Consider the following 12,363-nt stretch of genomic DNA (forward strand, 5'->3'; position numbering starts at 1 on the left):
TGTGGCAGGGCAGCGACGAAGACTGCGTGCTCACTCGTGATTGGCAGTTCCTGATAGGTTCGCATAACGGCTTTCCCTAAGTAAACTAAGTCTAGTTTTTCAGTTCGACAACAATTTCGTTTTTGGCCTTGAAGGCGATATCGACTACGCCGATCTCACAAAATCACACACGAGCCCTGCCGACAATTTCACGAGTAATTGGCAAGGCTCGGTGCCCGCCAAAGCCGGATATGCGGTCGCCGACTTCTTGCCTTATGTTGCTGGCGGCATTGCGGTTTCAAATCCGGAGTTGAGTGGCTTTGAAGGCGAGCGCAAAACGCTTGTCGGCTGGACCGCGGGCGGCGGGATCGAATATGCGATGGACAAGCATTGGCTTGTTCGTGGCGATCTCCACTATACCGATTTTGGCAAGCAAGGCTTCCCATTTGCGGATGGTATGACTTTAAAAGTTCGGTTCAGTGAGGTCTCATCCACATTGGGGTTGAGTTATAAGTTCTGATCATTGTTTGGCTGGCGGGCCTGGTGCCCGCCATTGCCTTCAAAGGTCAATTTTCGAACTTCTCGTCCGGATAGGCGCCCCAGATATCGGACTGCCGCATCCAGCCGCTGGCGCCGCTGAACACAACCCGGCAATAGGCACCATTGCAGGTCTTGAGGTTGCCAAGAACGCCGGGCTGCACCTTGGCGACGATGCTCGCCTTGTCATCGGCGCTGCGATAGACGTTCAGCATCACGTCATCCTTGTCGCGCTGCCAGGGTGCAGTCATCGCCGTGCGCTTGCCGGAAAGAAGCGACTGATACACCCAGCCCTCCGTACCTTCCGAATCGCGAATACGCCGCCAATTGTCATATTCCTGGATGATCTCGACCGGCAGACCTGATTTCAGGAACAGCCACGTCACCGCATAATCGCGGCCGGGGCCGACGCGCAAATTGACGCGGCCAGGCTTCAGGCTGACGAAACGCGGCAGGGGCAGACCGCTGGGGCCAATCTGTGCCGCTGCTTCGGCCTTTCCAGGCGTTGGCAGGCTGAGCGGGAGCAAAAGGAGAAGGGCAGCTGCAACACTACCTGCGAGTTTCAATAAGCTGAAATTTCTAACGTGCAACAAAATCAGTCCTTCATCGTTCCGGTGCTGCATTAGCCGATTTTGCGGCAGAATGGCGAACGATCCCTATTTTTCTTTGTCTTTGATGCGCCGCCTTGATAGACAAGTGGAGGAGCGCAAAGAGCAATTGCAGTTTGCAATGACTTGGTTAAAGAGGTCTCAATAGCGTCAGGAATTGGGAGGGGAATATTGGTGAGCAAGAAGCCTCTGGTCGTCATCACCCGTAAATTGCCGGATCCCATCGAGACGCGGATGCGCGAGCTCTTCGAAGCGCGGTTGAATGTCGATGACCGGCGGCTGTCCAAGGCGGAACTGATCGAGGCTGTCAGCCATGCCAATGTTCTGGTGCCGACCATTACCGACCATATCAGCGAGGAGATCATAAATGCGGCCGGTCCCAATCTCAAACTGATCGCCAATTTCGGCAATGGCACCGACAATATCGACGTGGTTGCCGCTGCCAAGCGTGGAATCACTGTCACCAACACACCAAATGTCCTGACCGAAGACACCGCGGACATGACCATGGCGCTGATGCTTGCCGCGCCGCGCCGCCTCGTCGAAGGCGCCGCGATCCTGCTCGATGACGGCAAGTGGGAGGGCTGGGGCCCGACCTGGATGCTCGGGCGGCGTATCTGGGGCAAGCGGCTCGGAATTGTCGGCATGGGACGTATCGGCACGGCAGTTGCGCGGCGCGCCAAGGCATTCGGGCTGTCGATCCATTATCACAACCGCAAGCCGGTCAACCCGAAGACCGAAGAGGAGCTCGAGGCAACCTATTGGGAAAGCCTCGACCAGATGCTCGCGCGTATGGACATCATCTCGGTCAATTGCCCCTCGACGCCGGCGACGTTCCATCTGCTCTCGGCGCGGCGCCTCGCGCTGATGCAGCCGACCGCGTTCATCGTCAACACGGCGCGCGGCCAGATCATCGACGAGCACGCGCTGATCGAACAGCTCGAACATGGAAAATTGGCGGGCGCTGCGCTTGACGTGTTCGAGCATGAGCCTGCGGTCAATTCCAAGCTGCGCAAGCTTGCCAAGCATGGCAAGGTGGTGATCCTGCCGCATATGGGCTCGGCGACGCTCGAAGGCCGTATCGACATGGGCGAGAAGGTGATCATCAACATCCGCACCTTTATCGACGGGCATCGCCCCCCCGACCGGGTTTTGCCCAGGGACCAGTGAGAATCCCCTTCAAGAACACTGACAGTCGATGCCGATCATCTCTCCCCTTGCGGGAGAAAAAGCGATTTCATGAGCTTAGCTTCTCGGCTAATTGCTAGAAATCGCAAGAGAGGGATGCAATCATTTCACTACCCCTCTCTTGGATTTTCTAAGGATTTAGCAAAGAGGCTAATCCTTAGAAAATCCTTTCTGCCCCGCAAGTGGGGAGATAAGCACTGATCCATCCGCGCAAACGGCAAGTTCGCGATCAGCAAGATTTCCAAACTCCCCGCGATCAAGCCGCAGCGCCATCGGCGTCTGGTGGCCCATTTCCTGCGCGACGATGAGCCCGAGCAAGAGGATCGCGTCCGGCTCGTTGAGGATGATCGCCGCAGGCGCGAGCCCGGCGGTCACCAGCTCCAGCAGCACGGCGGCGGCGGAAGACGAGCCAATCGTCCCCGGCAGGCACAGCACCTTGCCGCTGATCGATATGCCGTGTTGCGGGTGGCGCACATCGGCAATCTGCCCGGTCTTCGGATTGACCCCGCCCCAGAAACTGATGGGTGCGGTGAGGACGAGCGCCTGGCCTTGGGCGGGCTGGCCGGTGACGAGGATTTCCGCCTTCATGCTGCTGCTCCGAACGAAGGGCGGCCGAGGATCGCACTCTCCACGCATTCGGCCATGGAGCCGTAGATCACGCCATAGCCGGTATTGCCCGGCGCATAATGCGCGAACTTGCCGGAATTGGTCATCAGCACTGCACCGGCAATGTCCGGCAGGATCGGCGTGACCACGACGCAGGTGTCGGCGACGACGATCACGCCGCTCTCCTCCAGCGCCTGGCGGCGGCCGTCCTGTTCCAGCGCGGCGAGGGCGTGGCGGCCGGTGCAGGCATAGAGCGGCACCTTGAGCCTGCGCCCGGCGATAAGCTTCTCAAGCCGTTCGAACTCCGCCACCGAGAGATGCGGGCTGCCCATGGCAACGGCGTCGATGCGGCCGGTGCCCAGCGCAGTGGAAAGACGGCGGCGCGAATCTGCGATCATCTGAGCGGTGACCCTGATGACCGCCCGCGGCGGCTGGTGGTACAGGGCGGTGGCAAGGTCCGGCGCTTCCGGCGTGACGCCCGCCACATGGAACAGCCCGACGGCCCCGGCCGAGGCGGAGGCGGCGCCGAAGGCCTTCAGCGCATCTTCTCCGGGATGGGCGGGAATGCCGGCAACCACGCCGACCGCGTCGCCAAGCTCGCGGCCATAAAGGCTGCCAAGGATCGGCCAGGCGACTTCGGAGGATAAAAATGCCGCATCGAGGCCGAAGACATCGAAGACCACGGTGGCGCGGCGGTTTTGCCGGCGGTGAAAACCGTAATAGGGGGCAAAGCCGGAAATGGCGCAGGCGATGTCGAGGAAGTCGCCATAGCGGTTGGTGCGCGCGCCCAGCACCGAATTGCAGAACACCACGGCATTGGATTCGCCCCAGGCGACGTCGCTGCCAAGCGCCGGGCGGTGACCGGCCTGATAGGGCGCGCAGGTCCAGCTCGGCTCGCAGCCAAGCTTGCGATAGGCATCCATCATGCGCCGCGCCATGTCGCGTTCCTGCGGGGGCAGGCGGTTCTTCGAGCAGCCGGTCAAATCGAGCGAGCCGACATTGAGTGTCGCGCGCACCGCAACCTTTGCACCGCCCGCGACCAGCTTTTCGGCAAAGAGCGTACCGGAATCGCCGTGATAGAGCGCGCCGTCAATATGCGCCGAGGCGATGGGGATCAGAGAGGGCGCGCCCATCAGCCGCGCGGTCGCGGCAACGATGCGCATCGCCATGGCGGCACCTTCGCCGCGCGCGCCGCCGGCAATCGCCTGCTGTTCGGCTGAAAGCTCAAGCGCCATGCCGTCAGGCCTTGCGGGCTTTGTACTTGATGGTCTCGAAGCGCGAGGTCAGCGCATCATAGAGCAACAGCCGGCCGATCAGCGGCTCGCCAATGCCGGTGATGAGCTTGATCACCTCGGTCGCCTGCAGCGTGCCGATGACGCCCGGCAGGACGCCAAGCACGCCGGCCTCGGCGCAGGCGGGCAGAAGGCCTGGCGGCGGCGGATTGGGGAAGAGGTCGCGATAGGAGGGGTTCGGCTCGCCCGCCGCATTCGCCGCATAGGGCATCAGCGTCGTTACCGAACCGTCGAAGCGCCCGAGCGCCGCCGAGACCAGCGGCCGCTTCGCTTCGAGGCAGGTATCCGCCAGAAGATAGCGCGTATCGAAATTGTCGGAGCCGTCGACGATGATGTCATAGCGGCGGACGAGTTCGGCGACATTGTCCGGCGCGATGCGCAGCTCATGCGCCTCGACGGTCACATGCGGGTTGATCGCGGCAATGGCGCGCGCCGCACTTTCCACCTTGGCCGAGCCAACGAGATCGCTCGAATGGATGATCTGCCGTTGCAAATTCGAAAGAGACACGCGGTCGTCATCGACAATACCGAGCGTGCCGACGCCCGACGCCGCCAGATATTGCAGCACCGGCGCTCCGAGGCCCCCGGCGCCGACGACAAGCACGCGGGCGCGCTTCAGCCTCTGCTGGCCGGGCCCGCCAATCTCGCCAAGGATGATATGGCGGGCGTAGCGCTCGATTTCGGAAGGGGTAAGGGCGGTGCTTTGCGGATCAGTCATGACGACACAGTAAGACATGATGGGCTGATAGGAAACCAATGCGCTGCTTTATCTCTCCCCTTGAGGGAGAGATAACCGGCCAGGCTAGGCGAGAAATTTCAGCCCGCCAATGCCCGAAACGATGAGTGCGATACAGACGAGGCGGATCACTGTCGCGGGCTCGGCGAAGAGATACATGCCGAGCAACGCCGTGCCGACCGTGCCGATGCCGGTCCACACCGCGTAGGCGCTGCCGACCGGGAGTTCGCGCAGCGCAAGGCCAAGCAGCACGACGCTGATTACCATGCTGCCGGCGGTCAGAACAGAGGGGGTGATGCGGGTGAAACCATCGGTATATTTGAGCCCGATGGCCCAGCCGATTTCAAACAGACCCGCAAGAATAAGTATAGTCCAGGCCATGACGACCATCCTTCACATGTTCGATCGGGCCGTCCCGGATTTGTCTGGAAACGCTATGGAGCGTGGAGGCCGTCCTCCGCTGATTTACTTAGGCAGCAGCGGGAGAATTGGCAAGACTGCCAAGGGATGAGTAATTTTGGTGTTTAAGTTCAAGGGGAGTGAAGGCTTTGCGCACACATGGCTTCGTTCGTCGACCGGATGGTGACGCTCTACGGACTATTGTCGACTGACCCGCATTGGGACTGTCGGCCTGACCTGTGAGGGGATAACGGTGACGTCCATACGAATTCGTAAGCTCGTTGTGGCCTCAGTTTTGCCGCGGTAATTCTTGAATATTCTTCTGTCGGGAGCGTTAGCCTATCGGCCTGCGCGGCTGGCTGCCCAATCAAACCCTCTAGAAATATTCAAGCTACCGACAAGCTCACCATGAGGGATGTGGGTGCGCTGCTGAAGTGCCTCAACCTCTGCGCCCTCTTCGGGTCAAGCCCGAGGATCACGGAGGTGGGTGTCAACAGGTAAGAGCGACGGATCGCGCCACCCCCAGTTCCTTCCCCCGGCATCAATCAATTGGTAACCAAGTTTCTTCATTCTCACGCATTGTCAGTAATTGGCTATCCGGCGGCGTTTCGCCTGTCGTGGCTTGAACCCGATCTCAGTCCCTCACGCTCGATAGCGCAGGGCATCCACCACGAGCGCGAATGCGGGTGAGGCCTGCCTGCGGCTGGGATAGTACAGATGGTAGCCGGGAAATGGCGTACACCAGTCTTCAAGAACCCGGACCAATCGCCCTTCCGCCAGATACGGCTCCACGACATCCTCGGGAAGGTAGGCCAGCCCGCCTCCTGCCAGCGCTGCACTCAGCCTGAGCGCGATGTTGTTGAACACCAACTGACCCTCCACCCGAACCTTCACCTCGCGCCCGTCCTTCTCGAATTCCCAAGTATAGATGCCGCCATAGGTCGGCAGGCGCAGGTTGATGCAGGAATGATCGGTCAGGTCGTGGGGTGCCAGCGGCTTCGTCCGGTTCGCGAAATAGGCTTGGGCACCCACCACCGCCATGCGCATCTCCGGGCCTATGCGAACCGCGATCATGTCTTTCGCCACCTGTTCGCCCAAACGCACGCCCGCGTCATCAAGGATAAAGTCGTCGTCATCACCGGCGCAAGCAGCGGATTGGGGGAGGCGGCTACTCGCCGCCTTGCCCGTGACAGCGCCAGGCTCGTTCTGGGAGCACGGCGCCTTGAACGGCTTCTGGCGGTCGCCGAGGCGCTTTCGCTTGGCCAGGATGCGGTGGTCCAGACTGACGTGACGAAGTTCGACGAGGTCAAGCACCTGGTCGACCATGCGGTGAAGCTGCATGGCCGCATCGACGTGATCATAAACAATGCCGGCCTGATGCCGCACTCGCCTCTGGAGCGCTGCAAGGTCGACGATTGGGATCGGACGATCGACGTGAACCTAAAGGGCGTGCTTTATGGCATTGGCGCCGTGCTGCCATACATGAAGGAGCAGCAAAGCGGCCACATCATCAATGTATCGTCGGTCGCCGGTCACAAGGTTGGGCCGGGAGGAGCCGTTTACGCCGCAACCAAGCATGGCGTCCGCGTGATCTCCGAGGGGCTGCGGCAGGAGGTCAAGCCTTACAACATCCGCACGACCATCATCTCGCCGGGTGCGGTCGCTACGGAACTGCCGGACAGCATCACTGAATCCGATGTCGCCGAAAATGTGCGTGCGCTCTATGAACGGGTCGCCATTCCCGCTTTCTCCTTCGCCAGCATGGTGGCCTTCGCCATGAGTCAGCCAGAGGATGTCGACATCAACGAGATATTGTTCAGGCCGACCAGGCAGGAATATCGAGCAACGGCGCTCAATAGCTGAAGTCTGGCGGTATGCACCGCCAAACTTCACTTCATATCGCGTGGCTTAGATGCATTGGTCAGGGACGGGTGACTAATTCGCCAAGCTTCCAGTGCGATTGGTTTCACCTCAAGGGCGCATCCAGCAGAGCTGTTTTTCAGACAATCGACGACCCATCAATCAATTGGTAACCAAGTTTCTTCATTCTCAAACCCAGCCAGCAAATGGCCATCGGGCGATGTTTCGCTCGTGATGGCCTCAGTTTTGCCACGGCAATAGTGGTTGTGCGCGTTTTTGGCGCGCGGGTTGAGCAATGTGGGTACGGGTATCATGGCGTTTGGAGTGAAGACGGTCAGGGACGTCAAGCCTTTTGGCAGAAATGGCCGTCGCTCGAACAGCCGCCTTGTTCCCGCCACCCTTTTTGCCGGTCTCGGCGTCGTCGTGTCGCTCGGGACGGTGGCGGCGACCTTCGCCATGCAGGGCGCTTTCATGCCCCATGTCGCGGGTCGCGGCGTCCCCGGCAGCCATGGTCGGGCAGAGCGCCCTTTGGCAGCGAGCCTGGTTGCGCTCGCCGCCCCTTATGAGGCTGCACCCAAAAACCCGAAATTTCCGCGCGTGCCGGACCTGACACACACACCCTGGCAGGCCAGCAATATGGATGAAGGAGCGGTGATCGGACCATCCGGTGAGATCAGCGTCATCACGCCGCCAAGGCCGAAGATCGTGGCCGCGGCGCCTTTGGCCGCAGAGGTTTTTGGCGCCCGCGCATCCGGCGTTGACACGGCGCCCCTGGCTGCCGAGACTTTTAGCGCCCGCGCGGACGGCCTCGATACGATGCAGGTTGCCTCGGTCCGGACCTACAGCATTGTCGATGAGGAGCGGCCTTTAACGGCACCATCCGTTGCGGGACCAACTGTTGCGGTGGCTGCCCTGGAGGATGCACCGCCGCCGGTAGGAACCTTGCCGCAGGGGCCGTTCAGCCTGGTCCTGGCCGAGGACGAACCTGCCGCGGATGACGATATTGCGGCGGTGCCCTTGCCGGGAATGCGGCCGCGCCGGCCGGCAGACGATGCCGTCTTGCCTTCGGCGAAGACGTTGAAGCGCGCGCCGGCGGGTCTGCTTGCCTATGCGCCGCAGGACAATGATATTCGTGACAGCGCGCCTTCCTTAAGGCCTGCGCCGCTTTTCGCGGGCCGTGGCCGCACCGCCACTTATGATATCGCGGCGGCAACAGTCTACATGCCCAATGGCGAGCGTCTGGAAGCCCATTCGGGCATGGGGCCGATGCTCGACAATCCCCGTTACGTCAACAAGAAGATGCGCGGCCCGACGCCGCCGCATACCTACAATCTCACCATGCGCGAGGCGCTGTTCCACGGGGTCGAGGCGATCAGGCTCAACCCCGTCGATCCAAGCAAGATCTACGGCCGCGATGGGCTCCTGGCTCACACCTATATGCTTGGGCGTCGCGGCGACTCGAATGGCTGCCTGGTGTTCAAGGATTATCGCCGCTTCCTCGCCGCCTTCAAGCGGGGCGAAGTCACGCAGCTTGTCGTGGTCGCCCGCACGTCATCCGCTTCGACGCGGGTCGCTTCCAGATAATGTGCCTGTTCGCTAAGGCGCCGATTTGACGGGGCGGCCGCGCCCGAGCGCACCGTCGGCACGCGCCTGCAGATAGGCATAGATGTCATCGATATAGGGCGCAATGTTAGGGTCGTCGGCGAAACCCTTCATGACGGACGTGCCGCTGGATTGGCCGCCCCGGACAATGCGCCGGAATGCGTCGACCTCGGGCAGGCGGTCAACGAGGGAGGCTGCGAACGTCGAGCCCATGCCATCGGGGCCGTGGCAGTGACTGCAGCTACCCTGATACAGCCGGTAACCATTATAGGTTCGCGCGTCGACCTTGCCACCGGCAATTCTGTAGAACTTTCCGGCAGTCGTTTCGCTCTGTGATGATGCGCCGGAAATGGCCGCCAGACTAGAGATTACTGCCGACAGCACAATCAGTCGGTGTAGCAACGGACGCCTGGCCGCGATCCGGCGTGCTGCACCGGATCGCGGCCGATGCCTTGTCTCAATGTGACTTGGCGACATTGTTCGGAAGCGCAAGCGTCTGCTCGGCCACTAATTTATCCCTGTCGCCGATATCAAGGAGCATTGTCATGGCACGCTCGCCGCAGGTGAGGTTGACGGAGCGGCCTTCCTCGCTGTCGAGGCCGATGACCTGCCCCGGTGACATAACAAGGCGCACTCGCATGGCGGATGGCGGTGGCACCGTGTCCAGGGCATTTTTCTCGATAACCATGAGCGCGACATAACAAGCGTCGGCTTGCTGAACGAAAAAACCGCTCATGGTTTTCGAACCGAATTCATGGCTGATGCTCTGGATTGGCAGATACTGGATTTGGCTTCTTATGGTCTCCAGCGATCCGCTTGTCGCAGCCGGAGCAAAAGCGCACAGGCTCGCGGCAATCGTCCCAGCACCTGCGAAGATGCTTAATGGGCTTATGCGTAACATCGTCCTTCCTCCTGGTCAGGTGACATGGCCAGCCGCGACCCCGCGTCAATTCTGATGCGGCGGCGAAACCCGTCGTGAAAGCTAGGGCCCTCGCGAACGCACTCATGCATTCGCGCATCGCCTTATCCCCTGTCGAGATCGGCGAACTCAACGATGGTCCTGGCTAATCTTGCGAGCAGAAACCCTTAATACGTGACGCGGTTTAGTCGGCTCAAGCAACACCGTGCCCGTTGGCTCCTCGTTTTCCGATAGCTTTGTGCAAAAACAAATTTCGCAAATTTCTCCGTCGTTAAAGAGCATCGCAATCTTTCGCCTAAAGTCGCGACAAATCAATGCACCACTTCGGATTAGCCTTTGTCGGGGGTCACGGTTTGGGCAATGATTTGTCCGCCTTGCATTTTGCCAACGGCAGGGCCTTGCCGGAAATCACCTTGGTGATCCGCTTGTCCTTGGCATTTGTTTCAACCCTCAGGCAGCCGCAACTATAGCCATGCCCGGCGCCGCGACTTGTATCGACGAACTGCTTCGGGTCGCCTTGCGGTATTTTGTCGATCCCGGCCGCATCCGGACCCTCGCCCTGGCCCTGCGAGGTAATGGTCCAGGTAGCGTCCTTGTCGATGAGCCAGAGATTGCCGGGTGTCGGGGTCTCGATCCAGCCGCAGCGCATTTCACCCGGCGCCGCTGGTGGCGCTATATCGGCGGTAGACTGGATGGTCGTAACTTTTATGTCGACATTCTTGCAAGTGTTGTCATTGCAAACGCCATCGATCCAGATCTGGCCGTCGCCGAACATGATCCCTTTCCAGTTGACGAAAAGGTCGTCCAGCTTCTGGTTGACCACGGCATCCGTAATCTCCTTTGTCATGATCGCATCGTAATTCTGGACGAACTGATTTGCCGATTTGATCGTGGTTGCCTTGCCGTTGATCTCTACACCTATGGGATAGCGCACCGCGGCGGCGACCGCCGTCCTGTCATGTGCCTTCACGGCAGCCTGGAAACTTTTGATCACCGCCAGATAGTTGTCGTGGCTGCCAAAGGCGTTGTCCAGCGCTCCATTGAGGGTGTTGTCCTGCGCGAAGGACAGGCCGACAGAAAGGCTTAGAGCCACGATGGCAGCGATGAAATTGGTTACCATCCTGTTGAACATGGATCATCCTCTCCAATAGGTTTCGTCAATTTATTGGCATGGAATAACCAAGTTTTGGCCACATTAGGTGAAGCCTATCGGCTCATCAACCCTGAATTGTAGATGACTGAGGTGATTGCAACCGAGGAATATCGGGGAGGTTTTTCGCAAAGGTAATGCCTGGTCTGGCGGGCGGCACATACGCCGCCCGATGTCGGATCAGGGATCCCACAGATCAGAAGATGGTATTGACCGACTGGCCAAGCGCCATCGCCCCGGCATAACGGGCTTGCGGACCCTGCTGTAGCGGATGGAAGCGTGCTCCCTGCACGTCGCGGAAACGCTGTTCAAGCCCGTTACTGCGATAGAACCCGGCACCTCCGGCAAGCTCCAGTGCCAGTTCGACCGTCTTGATCGCATGTTCGGCAACGAGGGAGCGCCCGATCATGATTTCGTTGACGGTTTCCGCAGACGGCGCATTGCGCTGCGTGATCTTGACCATCCATTGATGTGCAAGCTGTGCCGCACGTAATGTGGTGTCCATGCGACCGGCCAGGTTGAACGTGTTTTCGTTCGGCTGCTTTTTCTTGGCGAGGTGGATGGCGATGTCGCGCGCGCTTTCGGCCACACCCAGATAGACAGCGTAGATCAGCGGGAAGGCTGTCGTGGCGATGATCTGGAAAACCGGGTGCCATTCGCCAGCCTTGCGCGAGAAGGCGATGCCCGCATCCGGGATGAACAGGTCTTCGAGCACAACATCGTTCGAACCCGTTCCACGCATGCCAAGCGCCTTCCATGTGTCGATGATCTTGACCTCGGCGGCGTTCATCGATGCCCCGAAGTGGACGACATTGGCTGTGCCATCATCGGCGCGGTGGATTGCCCCCGTCATCAGGATGTCACCGGCATTGGCGCCTGAGGTGAAGACTTTTCGCGCCGAGATGCGATAACCGCCCTCGACCTTGATTGCATCACCGGAGCCGCCGATCCAATCGGAACCGCCACTGGACAAAAGGATCAGCTTTTCGTTGGCGACACGCTTCAGCAGGGGCTCGACCGCCGCGACTTTCTGATGGCGCCAGCGCCATGCGGGAATTGCCACCTGATGCGTGTGCATGGAAAAGGCGAGCGCGGTGGACGAGCAGGCGTGGGCCATGACGCGCAGCATTTCAGCCAGTTCTGCCACTTCGGCGCCACCGCCGCCAAGCTCGCGCGGAACGCCAGCTTCGACGAGCCCCGCTGTTTTCAACAGCTGGTAGTTCTCCGCAACGAAAGTGTCGTTGGCGTCGAACTCGGCCGCACGGGCCACGAGAGTGGGTGACAAGGAATGCGCAATATCGACAGCATTACCGGGCGGAGATGCTTGTGCATTGATTGGTGATGTTTCTGCCATGTTATGCATGTGTTCCTCCTATTGGGCCATTACTGACCGTTGGATAGAATCCCCCCATGTACAGGCCGTGTCCAGTTCACGAACTGTACTACCGGTATGCACCATCGGGGTTTTCGGGTATGATTTGCGTTTA

12 protein-coding genes and 2 pseudogenes are annotated in these 12,363 nt (G+C 60.1%); 4 read left to right on the plus strand and 10 right to left on the minus strand.

What is annotated here, in order from left to right; translation table 11 throughout:
• Positions 1–115: 115 nt before the first annotated feature.
• Positions 116–499, plus strand: a pseudogene (locus tag AAAC48_RS16285) (outer membrane beta-barrel protein); the annotation flags it as partial.
• 46 nt (positions 500–545) lie between these two features.
• Here AAAC48_RS16285 and AAAC48_RS16290 read toward each other — a convergent pair.
• A complete protein-coding gene (locus AAAC48_RS16290; RefSeq protein WP_340655181.1) occupies positions 546–1,139 on the minus strand; it encodes an SH3 domain-containing protein in 594 nt (197 codons plus the stop codon).
• A gap of 153 nt (positions 1,140–1,292) precedes the next feature.
• Between AAAC48_RS16290 and AAAC48_RS16295 the strand changes: the two genes are divergently transcribed.
• A complete protein-coding gene (locus AAAC48_RS16295) occupies positions 1,293–2,294 on the plus strand; it encodes a D-glycerate dehydrogenase (protein WP_340655207.1) in 1,002 nt (333 codons plus the stop codon).
• A 168-nt stretch (positions 2,295–2,462) separates the two neighbouring features.
• Here the strand turns inward: AAAC48_RS16295 and AAAC48_RS16300 are convergent, their stop codons facing one another.
• From AAAC48_RS16300 to AAAC48_RS16320, 5 genes and pseudogenes are all read right to left on the minus strand, one after another.
• Positions 2,463–2,900, minus strand: coding sequence for a DUF126 domain-containing protein (locus AAAC48_RS16300; RefSeq protein WP_340655182.1), 438 nt, complete (start codon positions 2,898–2,900; stop codon positions 2,463–2,465).
• Positions 2,897–4,153, minus strand: coding sequence for an aconitase X catalytic domain-containing protein (locus AAAC48_RS16305; protein ID WP_340655183.1), 1,257 nt, complete (start codon positions 4,151–4,153; stop codon positions 2,897–2,899). The genes AAAC48_RS16300 and AAAC48_RS16305 overlap by 4 nt, the downstream gene beginning before the upstream one ends.
• Positions 4,154–4,157: 4 nt before the next feature.
• Complete coding sequence (locus AAAC48_RS16310) at positions 4,158–4,946, minus strand: molybdopterin-synthase adenylyltransferase MoeB (protein WP_340655184.1); 789 nt, start codon at positions 4,944–4,946, stop codon at positions 4,158–4,160.
• A 66-nt stretch (positions 4,947–5,012) separates the two neighbouring features.
• The gene (sugE, locus tag AAAC48_RS16315) at positions 5,013–5,327 is read right to left on the minus strand and encodes a quaternary ammonium compound efflux SMR transporter SugE (RefSeq protein ID WP_340655185.1); all 315 of its coding nucleotides are present in this window, start codon (positions 5,325–5,327) and stop codon (positions 5,013–5,015) included.
• A gap of 660 nt (positions 5,328–5,987) precedes the next feature.
• Positions 5,988–6,458: pseudogene (locus tag AAAC48_RS16320) on the minus strand (LysR substrate-binding domain-containing protein); the annotation flags it as partial.
• On the opposite strand from AAAC48_RS16320, the gene AAAC48_RS16325 reads away from it, so the two are divergent.
• Both AAAC48_RS16325 and AAAC48_RS16330 read left to right on the plus strand, forming a co-directional pair.
• A complete protein-coding gene (locus AAAC48_RS16325) occupies positions 6,459–7,208 on the plus strand; it encodes an SDR family oxidoreductase (RefSeq protein WP_340655208.1) in 750 nt (249 codons plus the stop codon).
• A 309-nt stretch (positions 7,209–7,517) separates the two neighbouring features.
• Positions 7,518–8,789: a tlde1 domain-containing protein gene (locus AAAC48_RS16330; RefSeq protein WP_340655186.1), complete on the plus strand. Its 1,272-nt coding sequence runs from the start codon at positions 7,518–7,520 to the stop codon at positions 8,787–8,789.
• Positions 8,790–8,801: 12 nt separating this feature from the next.
• Here AAAC48_RS16330 and AAAC48_RS16335 read toward each other — a convergent pair whose 3' ends face one another.
• From AAAC48_RS16335 to AAAC48_RS16350, 4 genes are all read right to left on the minus strand, one after another.
• Entirely contained in the window at positions 8,802–9,209 is a 408-nt protein-coding gene (locus AAAC48_RS16335; RefSeq protein ID WP_340655187.1) for a cytochrome c, read from the minus strand.
• A 55-nt stretch (positions 9,210–9,264) separates the two neighbouring features.
• The gene (locus AAAC48_RS16340; RefSeq protein ID WP_340655188.1) at positions 9,265–9,708 is read right to left on the minus strand and encodes a hypothetical protein; all 444 of its coding nucleotides are present in this window, start codon (positions 9,706–9,708) and stop codon (positions 9,265–9,267) included.
• Positions 9,709–10,072: 364 nt separating this feature from the next.
• Positions 10,073–10,858: a DUF4087 domain-containing protein gene (locus tag AAAC48_RS16345; RefSeq protein ID WP_340655189.1), complete on the minus strand. Its 786-nt coding sequence runs from the start codon at positions 10,856–10,858 to the stop codon at positions 10,073–10,075.
• Positions 10,859–11,072: 214 nt separating this feature from the next.
• Entirely contained in the window at positions 11,073–12,230 is a 1,158-nt protein-coding gene (locus tag AAAC48_RS16350; protein WP_340655209.1) for an acyl-CoA dehydrogenase family protein, read from the minus strand.
• Positions 12,231–12,363 lie beyond the last annotated feature (133 nt).

Source organism: Phyllobacterium sp., from assembly GCF_037994405.1.
Classification (GTDB): domain Bacteria; phylum Pseudomonadota; class Alphaproteobacteria; order Rhizobiales; family Rhizobiaceae; genus Phyllobacterium.